Source organism: Hymenobacter yonginensis (assembly GCF_027625995.1).
Lineage (GTDB): Bacteria > Bacteroidota > Bacteroidia > Cytophagales > Hymenobacteraceae > Hymenobacter > Hymenobacter yonginensis.
Genome location: NZ_CP115396.1, coordinates 2,602,280 through 2,628,644, shown reverse-complemented (window position 1 = coordinate 2,628,644; position 26,365 = coordinate 2,602,280). Strand labels below are relative to the sequence as shown.

18 protein-coding genes are annotated in these 26,365 nt (G+C 62.9%); 6 read left to right on the top strand and 12 right to left on the bottom strand.

Going from position 1 to position 26,365, the window contains the following annotated elements:
- The first annotated feature begins 27 nt into the window (after positions 1–27).
- On the top strand, positions 28–498 hold the full coding sequence (locus O9Z63_RS11415) for a hypothetical protein (RefSeq protein WP_270125347.1): 471 nt from the start codon (positions 28–30) through the stop codon (positions 496–498).
- Positions 499–551: 53 nt separating this feature from the next.
- Here the strand turns inward: O9Z63_RS11415 and O9Z63_RS11410 are convergent, their stop codons facing one another.
- The 5 genes from O9Z63_RS11410 to O9Z63_RS11390 all read right to left on the bottom strand — a co-directional run bounded on the left by O9Z63_RS11410 (position 552) and on the right by O9Z63_RS11390 (position 7,788).
- Positions 552–758 carry a hypothetical protein gene (locus tag O9Z63_RS11410; RefSeq protein ID WP_270125345.1) on the bottom strand — a complete coding sequence of 69 codons (207 nt, stop codon included), beginning with the start codon at positions 756–758 and terminating at the stop codon, positions 552–554.
- Positions 759–1,078: 320 nt separating this feature from the next.
- Positions 1,079–1,513, bottom strand: a complete 435-nt coding sequence (locus tag O9Z63_RS11405; protein WP_270125344.1) for a Fur family transcriptional regulator — start codon at positions 1,511–1,513, stop codon at positions 1,079–1,081.
- 156 nt (positions 1,514–1,669) lie between these two features.
- Positions 1,670–2,959: a hypothetical protein gene (locus O9Z63_RS11400; RefSeq protein WP_270125343.1), complete on the bottom strand. Its 1,290-nt coding sequence runs from the start codon at positions 2,957–2,959 to the stop codon at positions 1,670–1,672.
- Between the two features lie 43 nt (positions 2,960–3,002).
- Complete coding sequence (locus tag O9Z63_RS11395) at positions 3,003–4,562, bottom strand: SusD/RagB family nutrient-binding outer membrane lipoprotein (protein ID WP_270125341.1); 1,560 nt, start codon at positions 4,560–4,562, stop codon at positions 3,003–3,005.
- Positions 4,563–4,662: 100 nt separating this feature from the next.
- Positions 4,663–7,788 carry a SusC/RagA family TonB-linked outer membrane protein gene (locus O9Z63_RS11390; RefSeq protein ID WP_270125340.1) on the bottom strand — a complete coding sequence of 1,042 codons (3,126 nt, stop codon included), beginning with the start codon at positions 7,786–7,788 and terminating at the stop codon, positions 4,663–4,665.
- Between the two features lie 359 nt (positions 7,789–8,147).
- Here O9Z63_RS11390 and nagB point away from each other — a divergent pair, with 359 nt between their 5' ends.
- From nagB to O9Z63_RS11370, 4 genes are all read left to right on the top strand, one after another.
- Positions 8,148–10,070, top strand: a complete 1,923-nt coding sequence (gene nagB / locus O9Z63_RS11385; RefSeq protein WP_270125338.1) for a glucosamine-6-phosphate deaminase — start codon at positions 8,148–8,150, stop codon at positions 10,068–10,070.
- A 405-nt stretch (positions 10,071–10,475) separates the two neighbouring features.
- Positions 10,476–13,670, top strand: coding sequence for a SusC/RagA family TonB-linked outer membrane protein (locus tag O9Z63_RS11380; protein ID WP_270125336.1), 3,195 nt, complete (start codon positions 10,476–10,478; stop codon positions 13,668–13,670).
- Positions 13,671–13,709: 39 nt separating this feature from the next.
- Positions 13,710–15,041, top strand: a complete 1,332-nt coding sequence (locus tag O9Z63_RS11375) for a RagB/SusD family nutrient uptake outer membrane protein (RefSeq protein ID WP_270125335.1) — start codon at positions 13,710–13,712, stop codon at positions 15,039–15,041.
- A 163-nt stretch (positions 15,042–15,204) separates the two neighbouring features.
- Positions 15,205–16,371 (top strand): acyltransferase family protein, encoded by a 1,167-nt coding sequence (locus tag O9Z63_RS11370; RefSeq protein ID WP_270125333.1) that lies wholly within the window; start codon positions 15,205–15,207, stop codon positions 16,369–16,371.
- Between the two features lie 114 nt (positions 16,372–16,485).
- Here the strand turns inward: O9Z63_RS11370 and O9Z63_RS11365 are convergent, their stop codons facing one another.
- The 5 genes from O9Z63_RS11365 to O9Z63_RS11345 form a co-directional block, all read right to left on the bottom strand.
- A complete protein-coding gene (locus O9Z63_RS11365; protein ID WP_270129266.1) occupies positions 16,486–16,881 on the bottom strand; it encodes a GxxExxY protein in 396 nt (131 codons plus the stop codon).
- Between the two features lie 55 nt (positions 16,882–16,936).
- A complete protein-coding gene (locus O9Z63_RS11360; RefSeq protein ID WP_270125331.1) occupies positions 16,937–18,580 on the bottom strand; it encodes a 3-(methylthio)propionyl-CoA ligase in 1,644 nt (547 codons plus the stop codon).
- A gap of 270 nt (positions 18,581–18,850) precedes the next feature.
- On the bottom strand, positions 18,851–19,258 hold the full coding sequence (locus O9Z63_RS11355) for a beta-class carbonic anhydrase (RefSeq protein WP_270129265.1): 408 nt from the start codon (positions 19,256–19,258) through the stop codon (positions 18,851–18,853).
- Positions 19,259–19,278: 20 nt separating this feature from the next.
- Positions 19,279–19,431 carry a hypothetical protein gene (locus tag O9Z63_RS11350; RefSeq protein ID WP_270129296.1) on the bottom strand — a complete coding sequence of 51 codons (153 nt, stop codon included), beginning with the start codon at positions 19,429–19,431 and terminating at the stop codon, positions 19,279–19,281.
- An 86-nt stretch (positions 19,432–19,517) separates the two neighbouring features.
- Positions 19,518–22,742, bottom strand: coding sequence for a glycoside hydrolase family 3 N-terminal domain-containing protein (locus O9Z63_RS11345; protein ID WP_270125330.1), 3,225 nt, complete (start codon positions 22,740–22,742; stop codon positions 19,518–19,520).
- 324 nt (positions 22,743–23,066) lie between these two features.
- On the opposite strand from O9Z63_RS11345, the gene O9Z63_RS11340 reads away from it, so the two are divergent.
- Complete coding sequence (locus tag O9Z63_RS11340; RefSeq protein WP_270125328.1) at positions 23,067–24,371, top strand: carboxypeptidase-like regulatory domain-containing protein; 1,305 nt, start codon at positions 23,067–23,069, stop codon at positions 24,369–24,371.
- A gap of 116 nt (positions 24,372–24,487) precedes the next feature.
- On the opposite strand, the gene O9Z63_RS11335 is transcribed toward O9Z63_RS11340, so the two are convergent.
- The gene (locus O9Z63_RS11335; protein ID WP_270125327.1) at positions 24,488–25,237 is read right to left on the bottom strand and encodes a superoxide dismutase; all 750 of its coding nucleotides are present in this window, start codon (positions 25,235–25,237) and stop codon (positions 24,488–24,490) included.
- Positions 25,238–25,407: 170 nt separating this feature from the next.
- On the bottom strand, positions 25,408–26,124 hold the full coding sequence (locus O9Z63_RS11330) for a 3-ketoacyl-ACP reductase (RefSeq protein WP_270125326.1): 717 nt from the start codon (positions 26,122–26,124) through the stop codon (positions 25,408–25,410).
- Positions 26,125–26,365: the final 241 nt, after the last annotated feature.

Below are 26,365 nucleotides of genomic sequence, written 5' to 3'. Positions count from 1 at the left end.
TGTTGATTGCCTTCTTCCTTTTACTTTATGTTGATTGATCATTTACCTACGCATTCTGTCCTTGGCTGTTTGTTACTATTGCTGGTACTGTTTACTGGAGCCTGCAAGAAAAGCACGCCAGAGCCGGTTGTCCCGGTCGCAGTTACTAATGGACAGTTGGCGGGGCAGTGGCGCCTGTTTGAGCAGCGCTTTCGTTACTACAATCCACGTAACGAGTTGCAATCTGACGAGGTAGCAGCGTCGCCCCAGCCAGGCTCTACGTATGATATGATCTTTAATGACAGTACTGCGCGCTACAGACAATACATCGGTACGCGAGCTGTATACGATTCTGCGTTTGCGTACACTCGACAAAACCTGATTATAAAAATTAATGATGGGTTATTTCGGGAGCTGAAAATTATAGAACTGACAGATCAACGTTTGACGTTTGAGCATCGTGACGGTCGGCCAAATGGGTATTATTATATCACGGAGGATCGGTATAAGCGGTTCTAAGCGAAATTCGTTAAAGTCTTCTTGCCACATGCATGGCATGTGGGTATCAGCATTTACTTCTTCACCGCCGGGAGACGCTCGTATTCCAACTGCTCGAAAATCTGTAGCTCGGGCTGCCAGATGGGTGTTTGGAGCAGCAGCTTGCGGCGCGTGAGTTCCAGCAGCAGCTGCCCATTGAACAGCGGCTCGTCGGTGTTTTGGGCGCTGCGGGTGTAGAGCTGGTTGCGGCGCACGGAGTAAGTGCCCTGCTCGGTGAGCACCAGGCGGCCGCCGCGGGTGGTGGTGTAGGGTATAGGTACTGTCGGGGCGGAATTCCACTACTAGCGTCAGCTCACCGTTGGTGATGCCGATGTTGGTTTCGGCGGCCGGGCTGTGAAAGAGCTTTTCCTGCAATGAGTCCGGCAGGGTGGCGGGGGCCTCGAAGGCAATCTGGCGCAAGCTCCACCGGCCCGTAAGCGGCGCCTGGGCCTGGGCTACGCTGGCTGCAGTCAGAAGTATGAGCAGCGTCATCGGCCACCAGAATAGTACCGGGACGCGCCGCGAGGAAAGCCAGGGAATCAGCATGGAAGAGTAATGCACGCTAGGCGGCCGGCCGGCACTGGCTGCACAAGCCCGACATGAGGTAGTCGCTGCGCTCTGCCTGAAACCGGCCCGGCAGCACCACCGGCGGGATGGAAACCTGGTTGAGACAGTACGTGTGCTGGCAGGCGGTGCACTTGAAGTGCACGTGGTTGTCGTAGTGCGCGTGCTCGGTGCAGCCAGTGGCGCAGGCCGCGTAGCGGATGATGTCGGTAGCATCAATTACGCGGTGAATGACGCCCTGCTGCTCGAAGGTGCGCAGGGTGCGGTAGAGCGTAATCCGGTCGATGCCCGCCTCGCCCAGTGCCTGCTCGATGTCGTTGCTGGAGAGGGCGTAGGGGTGGTTCAGCAGCACCTGCAGCACCTGCCGCCGGATGGGAGTAGCGCGCAGCGCGTGGCGGGCCAGAGTTTCGTTAATGCGGGCGGTAAGAGGCATACACAAAATTACGGATTCGGGCAGACTTGGGCTGCCTGCCTGCTGCGGTTGACGGCCACGCCAGCGTCCAATACGCTCAGAACCGGCGTCATTGATAACGCAAACAGCCCGCCGGAAGTACCAGCGGGCTGTTCAGAGAGAGGCAACGAGCCAGGGCTAGAGCGCGCGGTACTCAAACACCACGCGGGCCGTGGAACCTGCCGTGCTGGGCTTCACGCCCACTATGCGCAGAAGCATGGGCTCGGCCCCGCGTACGCGCACAGCGAACAGGTCGCCGGCGGCTACGGCCCCGGGCAGGGCCGTAGTGCCGGTCAGCGAAGCCGCATTCTGGTAGAGCAGCGTGCCTACGGTATTGGCCGAAGCCGTGTTGTAGTAGCCGGTGGCGGCCGTGGCTACCGGAATTCGGTAATAGACGGTGTTGTTGGCCGAAGAGAGGCTAACGGTGGTAGTGAAAACGCCGCTGGCAAATAAATCCTTAGTCGCGGCCGGCGCGCTGGCAAGCACGTTGGCGCCCAGGCGGAGGTCGTAGGCTACCGAATCCTGCGGCGCGCTGGGGCCTGCCGTGACGCGGCCGGTGCGCACCCGGCTCAGGGCCGTGGGTGCCACCACGTTGAGCGGAGCCGACGTCACCACGGCCGAGTCGGGGCCGGAAAAAGCTTTGAACACGAACGTCACGGCCTGGCCCTGGGCGCTACGGGGTACCGTTACATCCACTGTACGGGCGTTGGCCGCGCCGGTGCTGGGATTGAGGATGGAGCTGGCCCGCATCCGCCGGCCCGTACCGATGCGGTAATACGTGGTCAGACTATCCACGTTTTTGAACAGCGTAGCCGTGGAAGGAGTGGCCGGAATCGTGCCGATACCGCCTTCATTGAGCACCAGATTGTACCCAACGATGTCGTTTTCTGCCTGTGCCGTGGCTGCCAGGTTGTTGCGGAATGTAGTGATGGTAGTGGGCGAGGCTGTGGTGCCGAAGCGCAGGGTCGGCCGGGCCGCCACGTTGTAGGTGAAGCGCTGGCGGCGGGTGGCCCCATTCTCGAAGGTCGTCGTCACGTCCACCCGCACGGCCGTCTGGTTAGGCAGGTTCGGTACGGTGTAGGCAATCGGCTGGGCCGTGATGCCCGCCCGCGAGTCGAAAACCGGGTTGGTAGGAGGCAGCGTTCTGACCACGGCCGAGTCGGTCCGGCCAATCACCTGAAACACGGTAAAGTCGCGCACCTTGTCGGCGGCATTAAAGCCAACCAGCAGGTTCACCACCTCGCCAGGGGCATACTTGGTGCGCAGGCCCGCTGGCGCGGCCCCAATCGTGGAAAAACCACCGTCGCCGGTCAGCGAGTAGGGCGGCTCAAAGTCGTCGTCGCAGGCGGTGGTGGCCAGGCCGGCCACGGCCAGCAGCAGGGGCCAGGGGCGCTGCACCAAGGCCCGAATATCAGAAAACAGGTTCATAAAGAAAGCACATCAGAAAGAGGGAAAAGACACCAGCGCAACACTACCGCTGGTCCCACCACACGGGTCGGGTGGCGTAGTCCGGGTCGAGGCCACCGATGGCCTGCACATTCTGCGGGTTATACTGGGTTTCGGTGAGAGCCGGCAGCAGGCGGCGCGGGAACTTGCGCTGGGCGGGGTCAGTGGGAGCCGGGTTGAAGATGGGGTTCACCCCGTTCGGGAAAGCCAGATTCACGTAGATATCGGAGCGGAAATCATAGCGCCGCATATCCGACCACACCTCCGGGTTCAGGAACAGGGCAATGTATTTCTGCTCCATAATGCGCTTCAAATCCAGCTGCGCCTCATTCTGGGCCACGGCGGCGCTGTTGAGGTAGCCGTCAATCTGCTGCTGGGTGAGGATGGGGAACGTAACCGTCAGGCCCTGCGAGGCGAATGTGCCGCCGCCCCCAATCTTGCGGATGTGGGCCTCGATGCCCTGCCGGTAGGCACGCAGCGCGCGGGCCCGGTCGCCGGCCAGAAAGGCCGCTTCTGCCTCAATAAACTTCAGCTCGTGGTAGGTGATGATTTCGTGGTAGCCTAGGTCGCGGGCATACCAGCCGGAGTAGAAGTCTGAAGCTCCGCCAGTCTGGGCAATGGGCGTGCCACCCGACACGCCGGGGTTGGTGCCCACGCTTACGGGCGTGGCCATCACGGCAAAGCGCGGGTCCGTCACGCCGGGGTAGGTGGCGTTGGCGGCGCTGCCGTTGAGGTAGCGCAGCAGGTTCACGGAGAAGGTAGCGCCGGCGAAGTTGCCGCGGGCCGTGCCGAAGATGCTGGTGCTGCCCGTAATCGGGGGCACGGGCACTTCCATCTGCAGCTGCGCGTCGTCGGCCGAGGACGTGAAGGCCTTATCGACGGCGGCCAGCACAGCTTGGGCGCTGTAGGTGCTCTTTTTGGTGAGGTGCTGCAGCTGGCGGGCCCGCAGCGCGTAGGCCAGCTTCACCCACTTGGTCTGGTCGCCGCGGTACAGGATGTCGCCGCTGGGGCTGGGCACGGTCACGTAGAGTGGGCGCACGTTGGCCGAAGCTGGCTTCAGCATTTCCTGCTCGCCCTCATCCAGCAGCCGGAAAATGGTGGCGTAAATCTGCTCCTGCGGATCGTACTTCGGCGAGAAGTTGCCGCCGCCCTGGAAGGCTTCCGTGAACGGCACGTCGCCCATCATGTCGGTGAGGTGGGCCAGTGCCATGGCCTGCGTGATTTTGGCCGCGCCTACGTAAGCCGGCGAGCCTTCCGCCTCAGCAGCACTGATGGTGGCGCGCAGGTTGCCCGAAACGTAGAAGTAGAAGTAGTTGAAGGTGTTGTTGCCGTTGCCGGTGGCAAAGTAATACTGGTCGGTGCTGGAGGCCGGGGCCCGGCGCACAATCTGCTGCGTGATGTAGGGCGTCACCAGCGAGGTGAACATCTGCTGCTGGAAGGCCTGGGAAATACCGCCGGGCAGCAGGAAGTTGGGCGTTGAGCTGATGGGGTTGTTGGGGTCGGTGTTCACGTCGAGGAAACTCTCGCACGAGCTCAGGGCCCCGCCACCAACCAGCAAACCCAGAAGGAGAAGATATTTTTTCATTTGCTTTTTATGTTTAATGGCTTAATTGTTAAATGGTTACTCCTTACGGCTGCTCGTCGAACGGCCAACCATTTAGCAATGCAACCATTCAGCCATTCAATTAAAAATTCACGCGTAACGCCATGTCGACGCCGCGGGTAGCAGGCGTGCTGCCGTAGTCGAAGCCGCCCGAGCCGCCGCCACGCACGCCGGCGCCGGCTGCGGCCGTTTCAGGGTCAGCGCCGGAGTAGTTGGTCAGTAGTACAAGGTTGCGGCCCGTCACGCTCAGCTCCACGCCTTTCACGAAGCTTTTGCCCAGCAGCGTGGCCGGCAGGCGGTAGGCCACCGTGGCGTAGCGCAGGCGGGTCCAGGAGCCGTCTTCCACGAAGGCCCAGCCGGTGCCGCCCACCTGGTTGATGAAGTAGCCTTGCGTCAGCTCTACGGGGCGCGTGTTTGGCGAGTACGAGCCGTCGGCGGCGCGTACCACGCCCTCGATAACGGCAGTTTTGTTGCGGTCCAGGGTTTTGTTGCTCAGGCCCGAGCGCACGGCCGTCCACTCGTTGCCGTTCACCACGTCGCCACCTTTGCGGAAGTCCAGCATAAAGGTCAGCGACAGTCCTTTGTAGGCCAGTGTGTTGGTCAGCTGCGTGGTGAACTGTGGGGCTCGGTCGCCGGCATACACAAACGTGCCCGCCACCACCGACGGATAGCCGGTGGTAGGGCTGATAATCACCTGCCCGAAATACGGCGAGTTGGGGTCGGTTACACGGGCGTAGTCCTGCACGCCGATGGACGTGATGGGCCGGTTGGGGAAGGCGCTGCCCCGGGCCACGTCAATCACCCACGAGTCCGACTGGTTTACCTCCGTCAGGAAGCTCGGAAGCTTTTTGGCGCGGTTCTCATTGTGGAAGAAGTTGGCCAGCACGTCCCAGGTGAAGCCTGAAGCCGTCTGCACAGGCCGGCCGTTCAGGGCAATTTCCACGCCCTTGTTGGTTACGGTGCCGCCGTTGATGTACTGCAGAATATAGCCGGAAGCCTGGCTGACGCGGGGCGCAATCAGCTGGTCGCGGGTTTCGGAGTAGTACACGCCGGCATCGAGGCCCAGGCGGCCTTTCAGAAACTGGAAGTCCAGGCCGGCCTCATAGGAGCGGGTACGCTCGGGCCGGAGCTGTGTATTCGAGCCGAAGAAGCCCTGCCGGAAGCCGCCCCCGATGTAGGTGCTCTGGGCCAGTGGCGAATCTACGCGGTAGGGGCTGGTGTCTTTGCCCACTTCTGCCACGGCCAGCCGGAGCTTGCCATAGTTGAGAATCGAGCTGTTGTCGAGGCCCAGCGTGCGCGAAAACTCGTAGCCCAGCGTAGCTGAGCCATACACGAAGGGCTTGCCGTAGTTTTTATTCAGGTTAGGCCGCGGCAGCGTCGAGGATTGGTCGAGACGCACGCTTGCTTCCACCGTCACCTGCTTGAACAAATCCAGGTTGATGCGGGCGAAATTGGCCACCAGCCGCCGCAGCGAGTTGGTGGTCAGGGCGCCGCGGTTCACGGTGTTATTGATGGAGTTGAAGTTGGGCGAGCGGAACACCAGCCCAATGATGTCGGTGGTTTCGCGCTGGCCCTGCTCTATGGTGTTGCCCAGCAGCAGCGTGGCCCCGATATTCTCGCTGAACGAGTGCGAGAAGATGGCCGTCAGGTTGGAGTTGAGCAGCCGGTTCTGGGTGGTAGTTTCGGAAATACCGCCGTCTTGGTTGCCGGGCTGCGAGGTGCCCACCGCCCGGATGGAACGCACTCGCTCGGTGTAGTAATCGGTGCCCAAATTGTAGCTGATAGTAAGCCACTTGAAGGGGTCATACGTCAGCTGCGCGTTGCCGATGACGCGGTTGGTGCGGTCCGTAATGGGGTTGCGCTCCACCGTGAAGTAGGGATTGTCGGCATCGGAGCTGCCCACGCCCCCAATCAGGCGGCGGCGGGTGCCGTCGGGGTTGAGGTAGTTGCGGGCATCGTCGTTGCGGGGCCAGGTCAGCAAGCTCACCATATAGCCGCCCGAGCCGCCAAACAGACCCGGGCCCTGCAGCGGCCGGCGCCCGCCCGAGTTGAGGTACTGCGCCGAGCCCTGCGCCCGGATCTTCGGCGACACCTGCAGCGTGCCTGATAGGCGCACCGTGCTTTTGTCGAACTCCGAGTTGCGGGCCACACCTGTCTGGTCGAGGTGCGAGGCCGAAAGCAGGAACGAGCCTTTGTCGGTGCCGCCCGTCACGGTCAGGTAGTTCTGGAAGTTGTAAGCCGTTTTGTAGAAGTCGCCCAGGTTGTCGTAAACTTTTTCGCCGGGCGCAAACTGCGGCCCCCACGAAATGCGCGTAGTTGGGTCGAAGATGCCGTTGGCGCCCTGCTTGTACACGCCCTGCAGCTTGGGCAGGCGGTTCACCTCGTCCACCGATACCTGCGTGCGGTAGTCCACGGTCACCACGCCCGACTTGCCTTTCTTGGTGGTGATGATAACGGCGCCGCTGGCCGCGCGCGAGCCGTAGAGCGCCGCCGCGGCGGCACCCTTCAGCACAGTCATGGTTTCCACGTCCTCGGGGTTGATGTCGGCGGCGCGGTTCTGCGACGACACCGAGCGGCCTAGCAGCCCGTTGAAGGCCGAGCCACCACCCGGCGCCGTCGACTCCACAAACGAGGTGTTGTCCATGATGATGCCGTCAATCACGAACAGCGGCTGGTTGTCGCCGTCCAGCGAGTTGCCACCCCGGATAACGATGGAGGCGCCTTCGCCGGCCCCGCCACCCGAGCTGGTTACCTGCACGCCCGCCACCTTGCCCTGCAGGGCATTCACGATGTTGGGCTGGCGCGAGTCGATGATGTCCTTGCTGGAAACTTCCTGGGCGCCGTAGTTCACCTGGCGGCGTTCCTGCTTGATGCCAAAGGCCGTCACGATAACGTCGTTCAGGGCCGTGGTATTCTCCTTCAGGCTGATATCCACGGCGCCGTCGGGGCCGACGGTGCGCTCCTGGCTGGTGTAGCCGATGAAGCTGAAGCTGAGGGTGCTGCCGGGAGCCGCCTGCAGCGAGTAGCGGCCGTCGGTGCCGGTGCTGGCGCCGTTGGTGGTGCCTTTCACGAGCACCGTCACGCCGGGTAGGGGCGTATTGTTGGCGTCCGTCACGATGCCCGTGACCGTGCGCAGGTTCTGCTGGGCGTGGGCCGGAAGGGCCGCCGCCACACTCAGTACCGGCGCTAGCAGGTAGAGTCTGTTCATAGAGGAATGAGTTGTGGGAATAAGTGAGAGAATGCGGCAAAAGAAGCGGCCGGAACCAGGCTGCTACAAGCAGATTGGCTCCGGCCGGCATGGAGGCAGACGCGCGGGCAGCAAACAACAAAACGGTGCGTTAGCCATAGAAAAACCGCGTCTGGAGCGAAGTTTTGGGGTAGTTCCGGAGTAGTTGAATCGGAAAAGCCGTCAATCAGGAAAAAAAGTCGGGATTAAAGCTAGAAAGCTGCGTAATAGCAGACAACTATATATGGTATTTTATTTAGTAGAAATTTGACTTTGAATGCTGCTGGCAAAGCTCCATTTTTCCGCGCCTTCCTGTCCACTCTCTATCTAATCTGTCTGCCATGTCTGCCACCAACCCCACCGCCTCGCGCGTGCCCGTCCGCATCTTCCCCGATTCTGAGCAGGCCTCCGTGCAGGTGGCCCGTGAGCTGGCTGCCTTCATCCGGCAGCGCGCCCAGGAGGGCCGCCCGGCCGTGCTGGGCCTGGCCACGGGCTCGTCGCCGACGCGGGTATATGAGGAGTTGGTGCGGCTGCACCGTGAAGAAGGGTTGAGCTTCCAGAATGTCGTCAGCTTCAACCTCGACGAGTATTTCCCGATGGCTCCCGACTCGCTGCAGAGCTACGTGCGCTTCATGCGCGAGTACCTGTTCGACCACATCGACATCAAGCCCGAAAACGTGCATATCCCCGACGGCACCGTGCCCGCCGACCAGGTAGCCGAGTTCTGCCGCCGCTACGAAGAGCAGATCCGGGAGGCCGGCGGCATCGACTGGCAGCTGCTGGGCATCGGGCGCACCGGCCACATCGGCTTCAACGAGCCCGGCTCCGGCGCCGCCTCCCGCACCCGCCTCATCACCCTCGACCACATCACCCGCACCGACGCCGCCTCCGACTTCTACGGCGAGGAAAACGTGCCGCGCCGCGCCATCACCATGGGTGTGGGCACCATTCTGGAAGCCCGCCACATCGTGCTGCTGGCCTGGGGCGAAGGCAAGGCCGCCGTCATCAAGCGCATGGTGGAAGGCGAGCCCACCGATACCGTGCCGGCCACCTACCTGCAGCACCATCCCGCCGTACAGGCCGTGCTCGATGAGGCCGCCGCCGCCGAGCTCAGCTCCCGCAAAACGCCTTGGCTGGCCGGCCAGCCCTGCAACTGGCACGAGGCCGCCCAGGTGCGCAAGGCCGTGACCTGGCTGGCCCGGCTGGTGGAAAAGCCCATCCTCAAGCTCACCGACGAAGACTACAACGAAAACGGCCTCTCCGACCTGCTGGCCGCGGCTGAAGGGCAGGCGTACAGCCTCAATATTCGGGTGTTCAACGAACTGCAACACACCATTACGGGCTGGCCCGGCGGCAAGCCGAACGCCGACGACACTCACCGCCCCGAGCGGGCCGCGCCCTTCCCCAAGCGCGCCCTCATCTTCTCGCCCCACCCCGACGACGACGTAATTTCCATGGGCGGCACGCTACTGCGGCTGGTCGATCAGGGCCACGAGGTGCACGTGGCGTACCAGACTTCCGGCAACATTGCCGTATTCGATGACGAGGCCATCCGCTTCGCTGATTTTGTGGCCGACTACGACGAGGCCTTCCGCTTCGACGATCAGCCGGCCGAGACGCTCTACCAGCGCGTGGCCGATTTCCTGAGAAACAAGCAGCCCGGCCAGGTCGATTCCGACGAGGTGCAGCAGATCAAGGGCCTGATCCGGCGCGGCGAGGCCAAAAGCGCCCTGCGCTACGCCGGCCTCGACCCCGAAACCCGCGCCCACTTCCAGGACCTGCCGTTCTACGAAACCGGCCGGGTGCGCAAAAAGCCGCTCGGCGAAGAAGACATCCAGCTCACTATCGATTTGCTCAACCGCCTGCAGCCCCACCAGATCTACGCCGCCGGCGACCTGAGCGACCCGCACGGCACGCACCGCGTGTGTTTGGCGGCCATCTTCGAGGCCGTGCGCCGGCTGAAGGCGGCTGGCACGCCCTGGCTGCAGGATTGCTGGGTGTGGCTCTACCGCGGCGCCTGGCAGGAGTGGGACGTGGCCCAGATTGAAATGGCCGTGCCGCTGAGCCCGCAGGAGCTCACGCGCAAGCGCCGCGCCATCTTCAAGCACCAGAGCCAGAAAGACCGGCCGCTGTTTCCGGGCGCCGACCAGCGCGAGTTCTGGCAGCGCGCCGAGGAGCGCAACCGCACCACCGCCCGCCTCTACGACCAGCTGGGCCTACCCGAGTACGAAGGTATCGAAGCCTTCGTGCGGTGGCATTTCTAGCCGATTTCTTGGGCGGCTGATCTGCTCTAGGTGGCTGCGAAGTCATAAAAATTGACAGCCCGTCAGGCAGCGCACAGCGCAGCCTCTCGCGTGCTGACGTCTGAATTACCAGGCAACGTCAGCATGCGAGAGGCTGCGCGGCGCTCTGCATGACGTTCCACTATTTCTCAAGCAGCTTCTACCTCAAGCCCCGGCCTGTCCTTCCCTGAATTATTCGGATTCAGGCCGGGGCAGGCCGGGGTTTGGCGCTTATGGAGAAGCCCATGAAACCAGGCGCTGCAGGCCTGTAAGCAAGGATACGCCGCCAAAAGGCAGCAGTGTTTTAGTTGTGATTATTTACAGGAATAATAGTATATATTTCCTGAGTGTTACGCCTCACTTCCCACCCTTTTTTCCTTCTTACCTATGCAAAACTCCTACTCTTTTGCCCGGCTGGCCCGCTCGCTGGGTGGTCCGCTGCTGAGCGTGCTGGCCGCCGTGCCGGCGCTTGCCCAGGATGGTACCCGGCAGCCATATACCCTGCAGGGCCGCGTCACGGATGAGCGGGGGCAGGGCCTGCCTGGTACCACCGTGCTGCTTGGGGGTACCACCCTTGGCACCGCTACCAACACCGATGGCAACTACACGCTGCCCGTGCAGTTGGCGCCCGGCACGTACACGCTCACGTTTTCCACCATCGGCTACCGCACCCAGAACCGCACCGTCACGGTGGGCAGCAGCGCCAGCGTCACGACCGATGTGTCGCTGGCCGAGTCCAGCCAGAACCTTGATGACGTGGTGGTGATTGGCTCCACCATCAGCGTAAACAAGCGCGAGCTGGGCAACGCCATCAGCACCGTAACGGCCCGCGACCTGGTGCAGAGCGGCACCGGCGGCGCGCTGAACGCCTTGCAGGGCAAGCTGCCCGGCGCCCAGATCGTGCAGAACTCCGGCGACCCTTCCGGCTCCATGTCGGTGCGGCTGCGCGGGATTCACTCGCTGCGGGGCTCCTCCGACCCGCTGTACGTGATTGACGGCGTGATTGTGAGCAACAACAGCACCAACGTGTCGCAGCTTGCGGCGGGGCCGGACATTGGGTCGGCCAATGCCGGGCAGAACCGCCTGGCCGACCTCAACCCCAACGACATTGCCAGCATCAACGTGATAAACGGGGCGGCGGCGGCGGCGCAGTATGGCTCCAGGGCTTCCAATGGCGTGGTGCTCATCACCACCAAGCGCGGCGTGGCGGGCGCGGCGCGGGTGTCGGTGTACACCAGCTTCAACGTCAACGAGCTACGTAAGTCGGTGCCGGTGAATACCTACGGCAAGCAGTTTGGGTTTGCGGGGCTGCGGCTCTACACTATCGGGGCGCCCACGCCCCAGCAGCTGGCCGCCAACCCCGGCACCACCACCACCGGCATCACGCGGGCTGGCGCCACCACGCAGTTGGCCACCAACCTCGTGGATGTGCCGCGCTACGACTACTTCAACGACATCTTCCGGACCGGCTACGGCACCGACAACGGCGTGTCGGTGGCGGGCGGGGCCGAGCGGACGCAGTACCTGGTGTCGGCGGGCTACCTGAAAAACCAGGGCATTATTGATGGTACCGACTTCACGCGCTACAACCTGCGGGCCCGGGTGGAGCAGCGCTTCGCCAGCTGGGCGCGGGCCTCGGCGGGCATTGCCTACAACAACAGCTTCTCCAACGAGAAAGCCAACGGCAACGTGTTCTACAGCCCCATCAACTCCATCAACATTACCAACAACATCTACGACATCAACCAGCGCGACGTCAACGGCAATCTGCAGGCCGTGGAGCCCACTCGCGTCAACCCGCTGTCCACCATCGAGGACATGAAGTTCACGCAGCGCATCAACCGCACCATCAGCGACCTGCAGGTGAACCTGACGCCGTTTGCGGGCTTCTCGCTCGACTACATTCTGGGCGTGGACACCTACTCGCAGGCGGGGCAGAACTACATCCGGCCCTACCCGTACCAGGCCACGGCCGGCCTGCCGCTGGCCCGCTATCCGCTGGGCTTTGCGGCCAATGCCAACAACAACGTGCTGCAGCTGAACTCCGACGTGAATCTGGGTTACGAGCGGCAGTTCACCGAAAACCTCAAGCTGACGGTGCTGGCCGGCTACAGCTACCAGTACCTGCGCGGCGAGCTGGTGCGCACTCAGGGCCAGAACCAGACGCCGTTCATCTCCACGGTCAGCGGCTCGGGCAGCACCACGGTGGCCTCCGCCTACGGGCTGGACCAGTTTGATCTGAGCGGGATTTTCGGGCAGGCCACGGTTGGGTTCCGTAACCTGGCCTTCCTGACGGCCGCCATCCGGCGCGACCGGTCGTCGAAGTTCTCACCTTCCGAAACCAACCAGTACTACCCCAAAGTGAGCGGCTCGCTGGTGCTGTCGGATCTGAGCTTCTGGAAGAATGCCGGCTACGCCACAGCCTTTAACTCGCTGAAGCTGCGCGCCAGCTACGGCGAAGCCGGCAACCTAAACGGCATCGACAGCTACGACCGGTTCTATCAGTTTACGCCGGTGGCGTTTCAGGGCCGGGCCACGTTTCTGCCCAACGCCCGCCTGGCCAACCCGCGGGTGCGGCCCGAGCGCGTGGCCGAGCTGGAAGTGGGTGCCGACCTGGGCTTCCTGAACGATCGGCTGGGCCTGGGCGTGACGGTGTACAACCAGAAAACTACCGACCTAGTAGTGGACCGCACGATTGCGCCCTCGCGCGGGGGCTCGTCTATCGTGGAGAACGTGGCCCGGCTCAATAACAAGGGCGTGGAAGTACAGCTGAGCGTGTCGCCGGTGAAAACCACCGATTTCAGCTGGGACTTTACAGCCATCTACAGCCGCAACCGCAACAAAATTGTGGACCTGGTGGGCTCGTCGGCCATTGCCATCGACAACGTGACGGGGGCGCCGGTGTACCTGCTGAATGGGCAGCCCGCGGGCGTGTTCTACGGCTCGGCCTACGCCCGCAACGCCGACGGCTCGCTGCTACTCACGCCCCAGGGCTTCCCGCAAGACGAGCGCACCACCGGCCAGAGCACCGGCGCGGTGGGCTTCACGCCGGCCCGCAACTCCGACGGCCAGCCCAGCTACGCGCAGGGCACCAGCATTGCCAACGTCATCATCGGCGACCCCAACCCCGACTGGACCGGCTCGTTCAGCACCAACTTCACCTATAAGCGGCTGGGCTTGCGCGTGCTGCTCGATGCCGTGCAGGGCGTGGACGTGTTCAATGCCGACTACCGCACCCGGCAGGGCGTGGGCCTCGGCGACCTGGCCGAGAAGGAGCTGCGCGGCGAGCTGCCCCGGGGCTACATCTTCAGCGTCTACAACACCCAGGAGTTTCGGGTGGATGACGGTTCCTACGTGAAGCTGCGCGAAACGGCCCTGACTTACACGCTGCCCACCGTCAGCAAGTTCATCAGCAACCTGAGCGTGTCGGTGGTAGGCCGCAACCTCTATTCCTGGGACGACTACAAGGGCTTCGACCCTGAAACCAGCGCCGGCGGCTCGTCGGATCTGCTGCGGGCCATCGACTTCGGCAACGTGCCGATTCCGCGCACCTACCAGCTGCGGCTGGCCGGCACGTTCTAGGCCCGGTGGTCTTTTTTCTCCCTCACTTCGATTCACGTCATGAAAAAGATACTGGTTTCGCTAGCGGCCCTGACCGTGCTGACGGTCAGCAGCTGCGACAAAGAATACCTGAACCCCAGCACCGCCAGCCAGGAGCAGGTGGTCACCAACTCCGACGGCCTGATTACCGTCTGCAACGGCTTGCAGGCGCGCTTTACCACGGGCGGGGCCTTGAGCCCGCTCTACAACACCGTGGCGGCCGGGGGCCTGAGCACCCGCGAGCTGACGGTGATTAACGTGGGCAACATCGAGGAATTCAACGTGAGCCTCGGGGCCGGCAACGTCACCAACCTCAACGGCGTGGTGCGCAACGTCTGGACCCAGAGCCAGCTGGTGCGCGCCAACGCCGACCTGGTGCTGGCCAACGCCGGTAACGCCGCCGACCCCGGCACACGCAGCGGCATTGTGGCCTACGCCAGCATCTTCCGGGCGCTGGCCATCGGCACGGTGGCGCAGTATTTCGAGCAGCTGCCCATCACCACGGCCACCAACGCGCCGTTTGTGCCGCGGGTGCAGGCCTTGCAGTCGGCGGTGGCGCAGCTGGAAACGGCCGCCACCCAGCTGGCCGCTAACCCGGTTTCCGCCGATTTCAACAGCAAGATTATCGGCGGCATCAACCTCCCGAACACCCTGCAGGCCCTGATTGCGCGCTACAGCCTGCAGGCCGGCGACTACGACAAGGCCCTGGCGGCCGCCGCCCGCGTCGACCAGGTTAGCCGCTCGTACTTCACGTTTGACGAGTTGGCCCGCAATGCCGTGTCGGAGGTGGCCTTTGGCAACCGCAACGTGTTCGAGCCCACCGACGTGAACCTGGGTTTGACCGGCGCGCTGGCGCCTGAAGCCAATGACCGGCGCATTCCGTTTTATACGCGCGCCAACCCTACGGCCACCCAAAACCGCGGAACGGGCTTCTATATGGCCAGCGCCGCGCCGGTGCCGGTGTACGTACCCAGCGAGATGCTGCTGATCCGGGCCGAGGCCTACGCCCGCAAAAACGACCTATCCAACGCCGTAACCGAGCTGAACCGGGTGCGCACCAGCACGGCGGCGGCCACTACGCTCACTGTAGGCAGCACCAGCTTCCCCACGGCTCCTCCCGGCGCCGGGCTGGCGGCGTACAGCGGCGCCCTCACCCAGGATGCCATCCTGCTCGATATTTACCGCAACCGGCAGGTGGAGCTGGCCTTCCAAGGCTTCCGGCTGGATGACAGCCGCCGCTTCGGCCGCCCCGGTCCGGGCACTACCGGGGCTGAGCGCAACCGCAACTTCTTCCCGTATCCGCGCACCGAGCGCGAAAACAACACCAACACGCCTGCTGACCCGGCTATTTAAGCCGACCGAGGCGAGTACGATAAAACGGCTGGCTTCTGCTTTAGGCGGAGGCCAGCCGTTTGCGTTTCGCGCCAGCCAAAAGCCCGAAAAAATGTTCGTGGCGTGGCCGCATTTCCTAGCTTTGGGTATTCTCGTTTCTCTGACTTTCGCCGCCCATCCCGCCATGCAAACCACCACCCAGGCTGCCGTAGAAACCACCGGCACTGTGCCGCTGGCCGAGGCTTCCCAGCCGGCCCGCCTGATTTCGCTCGACGTATTCCGCGGCCTCACCGTGGCGGCCATGATTCTGGTGAACAACCCCGGTGACTGGGGCCACATCTACGCGCCGCTGGAGCACGCGCACTGGCACGGCTGCACGCCCACCGACCTGATTTTCCCGTTTTTCCTGTTCATCGTGGGCGTCAGCATCGTGTACGCGCTTGACGGCGCGCGGCAGCAGCCCGAAACCCATGGCCGCACAATGGTGCGCATCCTGAAACGGTCGGCTATTCTGTTCGGGCTGGGGCTGTTGGGGGCCTTGTACCCGAAGTTTGAGTTTGAGACGGTGCGGATTCCAGGCGTGCTGGCGCGCATTTCGTGGGTGTTTTTGGTGTGCGGGGTGCTGTTTCTGAAAACCACGCGGCGGCAGCAGTTCGGGCTGCTGGCTTTCGTGCTGGTGCTCTACAACGTGCTGCTGCAGGTGGTGCCGGTGCCCGGCTACGGCCCCGCCAACCTGGAGGCTGGCACCAACCTCGGCGCCTGGCTGGACCGCGTGGTGTTCACCGAAAATCACCTCTGGAAAAGCAGCCGCACCTGGGACCCCGAAGGCCTGCTCGGTACGCTGCCCGCCATCGGCACCGGTTTGCTGGGTATGCTGACGGCGCAGTGGCTGCGGCGCAAGGAAGTGGAGCCGGCCACCCGCGTGGCGTGGCTGTTTGTGGCGGGCGGCGCGGCCGTGCTGCTGGGCCTCGTCTGGAACGGCTGGTTTCCCATCAACAAAAGCCTCTGGACTAGCTCCTACGTGCTCTACACCGGTGGCCTAGCCATGATGGCCCTGGCGGCACTCTACTGGCTGACGGACGTGCAAAACTACCGCGGCTGGTGGACCAAGCCGGCCCTGGCTTACGGCGTGAATGCCATTACCGTGTTCTTCCTCTCGGCCATCGTCTCCAAAACCCTCAACCTGCTCAAAGTCGGCGACGTGACGCTGCGCGCCTGGCTCTACAACACGTTTTTCACGCCCTACTTCAGCCCCGTCAACGCCTCGTTGGCCGGTGCGCTGGTGTGCGTGCTGATCTGGCTGGGCGTGCTGTGGCTGATGTATAAGAAGGGCGTCATCATCAAGGTGTGAATCGCGGATTTTGTGGATTAGTCGGATTGGTCGGATTTCGGTGACGATTCTGTTCTTGAACGATTTCGTTCGGGTGGCCGACTCTGTTCTGACTGATTTTTCTCTTGTTTATATCTAAAAATTGGGGTTGGAGCGGCCTTTGATGAAGCGTTTGAATCGTAGGCTGGGTTCGCCAAAGTTTATAAGGAGGCCAATTTCGAGTTGATAGGCGTTGAGGTAGTTGATGATTTGGGCGTGATGCGTGGTGGTGATTTCTGCCAACGCTTTCAACTCTACCAGCACCATGTCCTCTACCAAAAAATCAACCCGGCGCGAACCAATTTCCTGCTTTTTGTAGAAGATGGGTATCTCAATTTCCCATACAAAACCAACGCTCAACTCCCGCAACTCGAAGGCCAGTGCCCGCTGATAGATAACCTCCTGAAATCCTGGTCCAAGCCCCCGATGCACGGCCATAGCCGCCCCAATTACCTTCTCAGTAATGCCGTTATAGCGGCTGTCTAGTAACATAAGCAGGTTTAAAACGAAGACACCTGAAATCGTCACCAAAATCCGACCAATCCGATTAATCTGCAGAATCCGCGATTCGGAAAGTATACCCCGCGAAATTCTTTCGGAGCTGCGTTTTTAGGAGCTTGCCGGTGGCGGTGTGGGGCAGCTCGGTCACGAATTCCACGGCTTCAGGAATCCACCAGCGGGCCACTTTGCCGTCGTAGAAAGCCAGCAGCTCTTCGGCCGTGATGGTGGCCTCAGGCTTGCGCACTACCACCAGCAGGGGCCGCTCGCTCCACTTGGGGTGGGGCACGCCGATGACGGCCGCCTCGGCAATGTGCGGGTGCCCGATGGCCAGGTTTTCCAGTTCGATGCTCGAAATCCACTCGCCGCCCGACTTGATGACGTCTTTGCTGCGGTCGGTGATCTGCATGAAGCCGTTGGGGTCGATGGTGGCTACGTCGCCGGTGCGGAACCAGCCGCTGGCGGTCAGCTCGCCGGGGTGGGCGGCGCGGAAGTATTCGGCCACGATGAACGGGCCGCGCACCAGCAGGTCGCCGAACGCCACGCCGTCGTGGGGGAGGGGCTGGCCGGCATCGTCCACAATCTTCATATCCACCCCGAAAATGGCGCGGCCCTGCTTGGTCTGTATAGCAAACTGCTCGTCGGAGCTGAGGCTAAGCTGCTGGGTTTTGAGGGTGCAGACCGTGCCCAGCGGCGAGGTTTCGGACATGCCCCAGGCGTGCCGGATTTCCACGCCCAGCTCTTCGTCAAAGGCTTTGAGCAAGGCCGGCGGGCAGGACGCGCCACCTACAATCATGCGCCGCAGGGTACTGAACTGCAGCTTTTTCTCGCGCATAAACGTCAGCAGCCCGAACCAGATGGTGGGCACGCCGGCCGTGAAGGTCACGCCTTCCGTCTCGTAGAGCTCGTAGAGGCTGGCCGCGTCGAGGCCGGGGCCGGGCAGCACTAGCTTGCAGCCGTTGAGCGGCGCCGCGTACGGAATGCCCCAGGCGTTGACGTGGAACATGGGCACCACCGGCAGCACCGTGTCGCGGGCCGAGCAGTTGAAGCAGTCGGGCAGGGAGGCGGCGTAGCTGTGCAGCAGCGTGGAGCGGTGCGAGTAGAGCACGCCCTTGGGCTGGTCGGTGGTGCCGGACGTGTAGCACAGCGAGGAGGCCGTATTCTCGTCGAAGTAGGGCCACGCGTACTCGTCGTTTTCGGTGGCCAGCAGGTCTTCGTAGCAGCGCAGGTCGGGCAGGCTGGTGGCTTCGGGCATGTGGGCCCGGTCGGTCATCAGCACCCAGCTTTCCACTTTGGGGCAGCTGGGGGCTAGCTTTTCTACCAGCGGCAGGAAGGTAAGGTCGAAGAACAGCAGCCGGTCTTCGGCGTGGTTGATGATATACACCAGCTGCTCGAAAAACAGGCGCGGGTTGATGGTGTGGCACACGGCCCCGCTGCCCGACACGCCATAGTACAGCTCCAGGTGGCGGTGCGTGTTCCAGGCCAGCGTGCCCACCCGGTCGCCGCGCTGCATGCCCAGGCGGGCCAGGGTGTGGGCCAGCTGCCGGCTGCGGCGGCCCAGCCCGGCGTAGGTGTAGCGGTGCAGGCCGCCCTCGGCCAGCCGGCTCACGATTTCGGTGTCAGAATGCCACTTTTCGGCGTGTTCGAGGAGGCCGGCGATACGCAGCGGCTCCTGCATCATGAGTCCTAGCATGGGAGGTCGGTTGGGGGGAGTTGGCAGGGCCATAAGCTACAGAGAAAACCGCGGCTCCGCTACCGTACCTGCCGTTCTGCCAAATTTTATGCAGCCTTTGCAGTTCGCGCCCTAGCAGCGTTGCAATGCTGCCAAACGGCGCGGAGGCGCGAACTACAAAGTTCGCGCTACTGCCACCGGTAGGATAGAGCCATGACCGAGCAAGTAAGTTGCATAAAAATGCCCCGGCCAGATGGCCGGGGCATTTGCAAGACTGGTCGGAAGGACTGGTTACTTCGCCTGCCCGATTTGCGTGGCGGCGGGCACTTCCAGCAGTTGGCCGCTTTTCACGTCGTAGATGTAGCCGTACACCGGAATCGTGGCAGGCACGAGCGGGTGCTGGCGGATGCGCTGTACGTCGTCGACGACGCTTTGCTCCAGGTTTTTGAACGTCAGGAACGCAATATTGCGGGCTTCCGCCGAGCCGGGGCCCTGGCCTACGTCGTGCCAGCCGGTTTCGTCCACGGTGGCCGTTTCGAGGCTGCTGGCCAGCAGGTCGCGCATGATGTCGTCGGTGAAGAGCAGCATGCCGCAGTCGGTGTGATGGATGACGAAAAACTCTTTGGTGCCGAGTAGCTTGTAGGAAATCACCAGCGAGCGGATGGTGTCGTCGCTGGCGCGGCCGCCGGCGTTGCGGATGACGTGGGCGTCGCCTTCGGCTAGGCCGGCGTACTTGGCCGGGTCGAGGCGGGGTCCATGCAGGTGAGGATGGCAAAGGCGCGGGCCGGTGGCAGGGCCAGCGCGCCTTTGTCGCCGAATTCGGCCTGATACTGCTTGTTGGCAGCGAGAACTTCCTGTAGAATCTGGCTCATGGCGGGCGCGTTGGGGGTGAAAGATGAGGTGCCCCACTACAAGAGCCGTTGCGCCCGAATTGTTGCGCCTGCGCCCGCGGCGGTGGCTATTCTTCCACCGTCGTTTCTACGGCTTGTTTCTGCACCGGCCGTACGCTTTCCAGCGCCACCTGCAGCACGCCGGAGCGCACGCTCCGCTCCGTGATTTTGTTGTTGCGGCGCGTGGGGTTCACACGGTTGGTGAGCACCACGCAGGTCAGCTCCTCCTTGGGGTCGACCCAGAAATAGGTGCCCGTGAAGCCGGTGTGCCCGTAGCTCTGCTGCGACGCGCTTTTGGCCGAGTTTACCGTCGGGTTGGCGGCGGGCCTATCGAAGCCGAGGGCGCGGCGGTTGTCGGGGCAGAACTGGCACTTGGTGTATTCCTGCACGGTTTCGGCCTTGATCAGTTGCTGGCCGCCGTACTTGCCGTTCCAGGCGTAGAGCTGCACCAGTTTGGCCAGGTCATTGGCATTGCCGAACAAGCCGGCGTGGCCCGAAAGGCCGCCGAGCAGGGCCGCGCCTTCGTCGTGTACCGTCCCGTGCAGCTGGCCGTGGCGGAACAGCGAGTCGTACTCAGTGGGCGTAATGCGGCTGAGCGGGAAGCGGCGGGTAGGGTTGTAGCCCAGCGTGGTGGCGCCCAGCGGGCGGTAAATTTCGTCGGTGATGAACTGGTTGAGAGGCTTGCCGCTGGCGGCCTGCACGAAGCGCGGGTACAGAATAAACGACAGGTCGGAGTAGACGTAGCCCGGCTTCTCGTTCAGCGGCGACTCGCCAATGGCCTTCAGAATGCGGGCCGGAAAGTCCTGGCGGGCCCACAGGCGCGGGCCAGCCGGCAGCGGGAAGCGCGCCGAGGAGTCGGGGCGGAAGTAGCGGCGGTTCAGCTCCACGGGTTGGGTAGTGGACACGTCTTTGGCGTCGGGGCTTTTGCCGAGCAGGGCGTTGAAGAAGCCGCGGGGCTTGGCGTAGTCGCGCCAGAATGGAATCCAGGCTTTCAGGCGGGCCTGGTGCGTGAGTACGTCGCTCAGCTTCAGGTCCTGCTTGTTGGTGCCTGCCAGCTCCGGGAATAGCTGGCCCATGGTCATGTCGGGGTTGAACTTGCCCTGGTCCTGCAGGCGCATCAGGGCCGGCAGCGCCGCTGATACTTTGGTCAGCGAAGCCAGGTCGTAGAGGTCGGTGTTGCGGACGGCGCGGCTGGGCTTGCCGGCCTGCACGGGCGCATCAGCAAAGGAGTGGGTGCCGTAGCTTTTGCGCAGCACTACCACCCCGCGCCGGGCAATGACCACCTCGCCGCCGGGGAAAGCCTTAGCCGCCACCGCGCCGTTCATAATCGAGTCCACGCGGGCTTCGAGGTTGTTGTTCATGCCCACGGCTTCGGGGAAGCTGTAACGCAGCCGGGTGCCGCCCTGCGTGGTGAGGCCGGCGCCGTAGCTGTACTTGTCACTCACGGTTACGGGCAGCTTGCCGCTGGCCGATATGCCCCCGAAAATCACCTCGGCGGCCACGTCCTGCGCGTTTTTGCTTTCCTGGTAGGCCAGCACCACCGCATCAGCGCGGTCCAGGTCCCGGATTTTGGCCACCGCGTAGGCATTGCCGAACACCGACACCACCATCTTCTGGCCCTGGCTGCCCAGCTCGTGCAATAGCACGTTGGTCTCCGAGGTTACGCCGAAGTTGGTGGCCGGCAGGCGGCCGAGGTTATTCACCCCAATCAGCACCGTGTTGAAGCCCTTCAGCGTTTCGCGCATCTTGGTCAGCTCATCCAGGCTCGGCGTGGCCGAAATCCAGAAGTGGCGGGCCGGGGCGTAGTCGGCTACCATGCGCTGGAAGTCGGTGGTGTCTTTGGTGCCGATGGTGAGCGTGGCCAGGCGCAGCGTGTCGAGGCGCTGCAGCGGCAGCAGGTTGCGTTGGTTGCGCAGCACCGTAACGCTCAGCTCGGTGAGATGCTGGCTCAGGTACTGGGCGTGCGGCGTGTTGAGGTCCTGGGTGATGTTCTGCAGGTCGATGGGGCGGTACTTATCGAGGCCGGCCCACTGCTTCAAAGCCAGCATCTTGCGGCAGCGCGCATCAATGGATTCCTGCGAGAGCTGGCCGGCGTTGATGGCGTCGCGCACCATGCGGATGGCCAGCGGAATGTTCTTGCTGAACTCCAGAATGTCGTTGCCGGCCTGCAGAGCGCGCACGTCGGCGTCGCCGGGCGGGTACTTGCTGATGACGCCCTTCATGTTCATGGCATCGGTGAATACCATGCCTTCGAAGCCCATTTTCTGCTTCAGCAAACCCGTCGTAATTGGCCGGGAAAGGGTGCTGGGCATGCCGGTGGTATCGAGGGCCGGGATGTTGAGGTGGGCCACCATCATGCCGCCGAGGCCGCGTGCCATCAGGCTGCGGAACGGAAACAGCTCCAGCGTATCAATGCGCTTGCGGTCGATGCGCAGCAGGGGTAGGGCCAGGTGCGAGTCGGTGTCGGTGTCGCCGTGGCCGGGGAAGTGCTTGGCCACGGCCAGGATGTTGGCGTCCTGCATGCCCTTCATGTAGAGGTAGCTTTTCTCGGTCACGCTCTGTCGGTCTTCGCCCCAGCTGCGGTAGCCGATGACGGGGTTGGCAGCGTTGTTGTTGACATCTACCACCGGCGCGAAGTTGACGTGCATGCCCAGGCGCTTGAACTGCGCGGCCACCTCGGTGCCCATGTCATACATCAGCTGGTTGTCACGGATGCCGCCCAGGCTCATCTGAAACGGGAAGCGCTGCACGCTGTCGAGGCGCATGCCCACGCCCCATTCGGCGTCCATGGCCACCAGCAGCGGCACTTTGCTCTGGCTCTGGTAGCGGTTGAGGAGGCGCGACTGGCGCACCGGCCCGCCCTGAAAAAACACGATGCCGCCGATGCCATACTGCTGAATCAGGGCCGTGATGGAGTCTTCGTCGATGCGCTTGCGGTTGGAATAGGCCGCCACCATAAATAGCTGCGCCACCCGCTGGTCGGGCGTGAGCGTGGCCATCACCGAATCAACCCAGCGCGAGCCGGCCATCTGGGCGGCAAAGGGCACGGCCTGGTTGCGGGATTTGGCTGGCGTTTTTGCCGCGGCAACTCCCGTTTTGCGGGCGGGTGCTACCGTGGCTGGGCGCGGGGCCACCCGGGGCGCCGGCCGCTCACGTCGGGCGGAAGTAGCGCGCCGAACGGTGGTGCGGGCAGGTTTCTTCTTGGACTTTTTGCGGCTCTGGGCAGCAGAGTCGGCCGGGCTTAGCAGGGCCAGCAGCAGCCACAGAAACGGGAGCGAGCGGAGAACAAACAAGATAGGAGGCGATAAGCAGAAGGTGGAAGGCGAATTTAGCGCAATTGACAGCATGTGCGAGCCGGTAGTTGCCTGAGTAGCCTGGATTGTGTCTGCAATCCTGGCACTTGCTTCAGAAGAACAGGTGACGCTTTGCACGCCCGTAGCGCGCACTGCAAAGCTCATGCTACGGCCCGCCGCGTGGTACTGCTGACGGCATCCAGTCGAAAAAACCGGTGCACCAACCGCAGAGCAGGCCTACTTTTGCAGAGGCCGTATATGCCTGCGGGCCGCGGCGGCGTTAGCTCCGCAGCGGATCATCGTTTCACCTCAATCCTAGTTGCTTTGCTGTTATCTTCCTTTTTTGCCTTCCTGCTTTCCTGCCGGCGTCTGGTGCGCCCCGCCGGCCTGCTGCTGGCGGCGCTGCTGCTCACCCAAGTTGCCCAGGCCCAGGTGCAGCTGCGCGGCACCGTCGTTGATAAAGACACCCGCGAGACGCTGCCCTTTTCCAGCGTAGTTGTGCGCGGTACCACCCGCGGCACTACCACCAACGCCGACGGCGAATTCACGCTGTCGGTGCCCAGCCTGCCCGTGACGCTGCTGGTGTCGGAGCTGGGCCACCTCAAGGACACCATCCGGGTGACGAGTGCCGCCGGGCCGCTGCAGCTGGCCTTGGCCACAGCGGCCGTGGCGCTGCCCGAGGTGAAAGTGGGCAGCTACCCGTTTCAGCTCGTCGACCGCGCATACCGACAGATGCGGGCCGGCTACCGCCAGAAGTTCTACGGCAAGGCCTTCTACCGCCAGATTACGCGAGTGGCCGGGCAGCCCACCGAGCTGCAGGAAGTGGTCTGGAACGTGAAGTCCAGCAACGCCCGCATTGAGGGTACGGCCATTGCGCAGGGCCGCTACGCCGCCGTGCCCAGCATCACCAACTTCAGCAACTTCTCGCTCTACACCCGCTCCTACGGCCTGTTCGATGCCAACGCCGACACCACCCGCTCGCTGGCTCTGCTCAGTCCCAACGTGGTGCAGAACTACTTGCTGGAGCTGAAAGGCATTGTGGCCTCGGGCCCCGACAGCACCAAGGGCGGCATTGCCGAAATTACCTTCCAGACCCGGCCCGAGCTGACCAAGTACAAGTCGGAAGGCACCATCTGGATTGATATCGACAGCTACAAAGTGGTGCGCTACCACATGACCTCGCCCAACTTCACGGGCTCCACGTCCAACCCCACCCAGAAATTCCGCGACACCCAGCTGGAAATCGAAATGGCCTTCCGCAACGACGACCCCGCCGTGGTGGTGGCCCCGCTGGAATACATGAAGGTTAACCTGACCGCCAACCTAACCAGCCCCGGCAAGGCGGCCACGCCGCTGGCTGTGTCGTCGTTCACGTTCTTTTACGACACCAACACCACGCCCACTACCATTCCCTACGCCCGCGTGAGCGTGGAAGACCGCGACCTGGCAGCCATCAAAGCCCTGAAATACGACCCCGAGTTCTGGGCCAACAACCCCGTAGTGCAGCGCACGCCCGTTGAGGACGAGGTTATTGCCTCGTTCGAGAAGCGCGGCGCCTTCGGCACGATGGTAAAGAAAGCCGCCCCCAAACCCGACGTGCAGATCCGCGACGGCCGGATTATCCGGTAAAGCAGAACGTCATGCAGAGCTGGAGGCGAAGCATCTCGCTAGTGTGGTAAATTACTACACTAGCGAGATGCTTCGCCTCCGGCTCTGCATGACGTTCTGTTATGAAAGCCCTAAGTTTAGCCTTTACGCGACTCGTCGTAGCGGCTGGTTACTTCGCCCCAGTTTACTACGCTCCAGAAATTCTTGATGTAGTCGGGGCGCTTGTTCTGGTGCTTGAGATAATAGGCGTGCTCCCACACATCGAGGCCCAGCAGCGGCGTGCCGCGCTGGATGCCGGCCACGTCCATCAGGGGGTTGTCTTGGTTGGGCGTGCTCGTTATCATCAGCTTGTTGGCCTTTTTGTCGTGGATCAGCCAGGCCCAGCCGGAGCCGAAGCGGCCGGTGGCGGCCTTCGTGAATTCCTCGGTGAACTTCTCGTAGGAGCCGAAGTCCTTGTTGATGGCCGCCGCAAGGCCGCCGGTAGGCTGTCCGCCGCCCTTGGGCGAGAGAATCTGCCAGAAGAAGGAGTGGTTCCAGTGGCCGCCGGCGTTGTTGCGGATGGCGTCGGGCTGCTTGCTGGCCGAAGCCAGCAGCTGCGCCAGGGTCAGCTTTTCCTCGGGTTTGCCCACCACGGCTTCGTTGAGCTTCGACACGTACGTTTTGTGGTGCGCGTCGTGGTGGATTTCCATGGTTTTGGCGTCGATGTGCGGCTCCAGCGCATTGAAGGCATAGGGCAGCGCCGGCAGCGTAAAGGGGCCGTCGGCCATGGGCGTGGCGCGGGCTTCGCGTAGTAGCTTTTCTTCGTGGGCAGCGGCCAGCACTGCGGGGCTCACCAGGGCGCCAACCATCGTCAGCAGGCCGTTTTTCAGAAAATCTCTCTTAAGCATGGCGGAAGGGGATAGAAGGGTGGTCGATCAGGAGGGTGTACCCGTGCGGCGGGGCTGAGGTTGCGTGTCGTCTGTCATTCCGAGCGGAGCGAGGAATCTCGCCAGTGTGGTAAATCACTACACTGGCGAGATTCCTCGCTCCGCTCGGAATGACAGACGACGTGTAAACCCTACGGATTGGTGCTCCACATGCCGGCTTCCTTGATGAAGATGCGGCGGTTGAGCTTGAGCTGGGCTACCATGAACTCGGCTAGGTCTTCGGGCTGCATCACCTTGTCGGGGTTGCCGTCGGTGAGCTTGTTGCTGATGGCCAAATCCGTAGCGACGGTGCTGGGCGTGAGGGCAGACACCCGGATGTTGTGCTTGCGCACTTCCTGCATCAACGACTCGGTGAGGCCGAGTACGGCGAACTTGGAGGCGCTGTAGGCGCTGGTGGTGGCGGCGCCGCGCTGCCCGGCGGTGCTGGCTACGTTGATGATGTCGCCGGTTTCGCGCGCAATCATGCCCGGCAGCACGGCGCGGGTGGCGTAGTAGGTGCCCAACAGGTTCACCTGAATGATATGCTCCCACTCGGTGGGGGCCATGTCCACGAGCTTGGCAAACGTGCCGATACCGGCGTTGTTGATCAGAATATCAATGGAGCCGAGGGCCTCGGTGCCTTTGGCAACGGCGGCTTCCACGGCGGCGCGGTCGGCAATGTCGGCGGCCAGTACTACGGCTTTCACGCCGAGGGCCTCTATTTCTTTGGCTACGTCCTGCAGCTGCGCTTCGGTGCGGGCCAGCAGGGCCACGTGCACGCCTTCCTGGGCCAGCGCTATTGCTACGGCGCGGCCGATGCCTTTGCCTGCGCCCGTTACCAGGGCGGTTTTTCCGGCTATTGATGCCATACTGTTGGGGTAATTGAAGGTGAAGGTGTAAAACTATCCGAGGCGGCAAAGGTTGCGAGTGGCCCGGTGTGGTGCCACGACTCTTTTCAGTCGTGGTTCCACTATCGTTGCACGGCGCGGGTCCGAATCGTGCCCGGTGTGGTACCACGAAGCCTGCGGCAATTCGTGGCACCACACCGGGCACGCGGCGTCTCGGTCAGCCTCTGTACGCAAATCCGGATAAATGCGTGATATTTCCGCT

Bases quoted from the DNA above. Each gene is read 5' to 3' on its own strand.
- O9Z63_RS11415 (WP_270125347.1), top strand. From the start codon at position 28: ATGTTGATTGATCATTTACCTACGCATTCTGTCCTTGGCTGTTTGTTA.
- O9Z63_RS11405 (WP_270125344.1), bottom strand. From the start codon at position 1,513: ATGCCTCTTACCGCCCGCATTAACGAAACTCTGGCCCGCCACGCGCTG.
- O9Z63_RS11400 (WP_270125343.1), bottom strand. From the start codon at position 2,959: ATGAACCTGTTTTCTGATATTCGGGCCTTGGTGCAGCGCCCCTGGCCC.
- O9Z63_RS11395 (WP_270125341.1), bottom strand. From the start codon at position 4,562: ATGAAAAAATATCTTCTCCTTCTGGGTTTGCTGGTTGGTGGCGGGGCC.
- O9Z63_RS11390 (WP_270125340.1), bottom strand. From the start codon at position 7,788: ATGAACAGACTCTACCTGCTAGCGCCGGTACTGAGTGTGGCGGCGGCC.
- nagB (WP_270125338.1), top strand. From the start codon at position 8,148: ATGTCTGCCACCAACCCCACCGCCTCGCGCGTGCCCGTCCGCATCTTC.
- O9Z63_RS11380 (WP_270125336.1), top strand. From the start codon at position 10,476: ATGCAAAACTCCTACTCTTTTGCCCGGCTGGCCCGCTCGCTGGGTGGT.
- O9Z63_RS11375 (WP_270125335.1), top strand. From the start codon at position 13,710: ATGAAAAAGATACTGGTTTCGCTAGCGGCCCTGACCGTGCTGACGGTC.
- O9Z63_RS11370 (WP_270125333.1), top strand. From the start codon at position 15,205: ATGCAAACCACCACCCAGGCTGCCGTAGAAACCACCGGCACTGTGCCG.
- O9Z63_RS11365 (WP_270129266.1), bottom strand. From the start codon at position 16,881: ATGTTACTAGACAGCCGCTATAACGGCATTACTGAGAAGGTAATTGGG.
- O9Z63_RS11360 (WP_270125331.1), bottom strand. From the start codon at position 18,580: ATGCTAGGACTCATGATGCAGGAGCCGCTGCGTATCGCCGGCCTCCTC.
- O9Z63_RS11350 (WP_270129296.1), bottom strand. From the start codon at position 19,431: ATGAGCCAGATTCTACAGGAAGTTCTCGCTGCCAACAAGCAGTATCAG.
- O9Z63_RS11335 (WP_270125327.1), bottom strand. From the start codon at position 25,237: ATGCTTAAGAGAGATTTTCTGAAAAACGGCCTGCTGACGATGGTTGGC.
- O9Z63_RS11330 (WP_270125326.1), bottom strand. From the start codon at position 26,124: ATGGCATCAATAGCCGGAAAAACCGCCCTGGTAACGGGCGCAGGCAAA.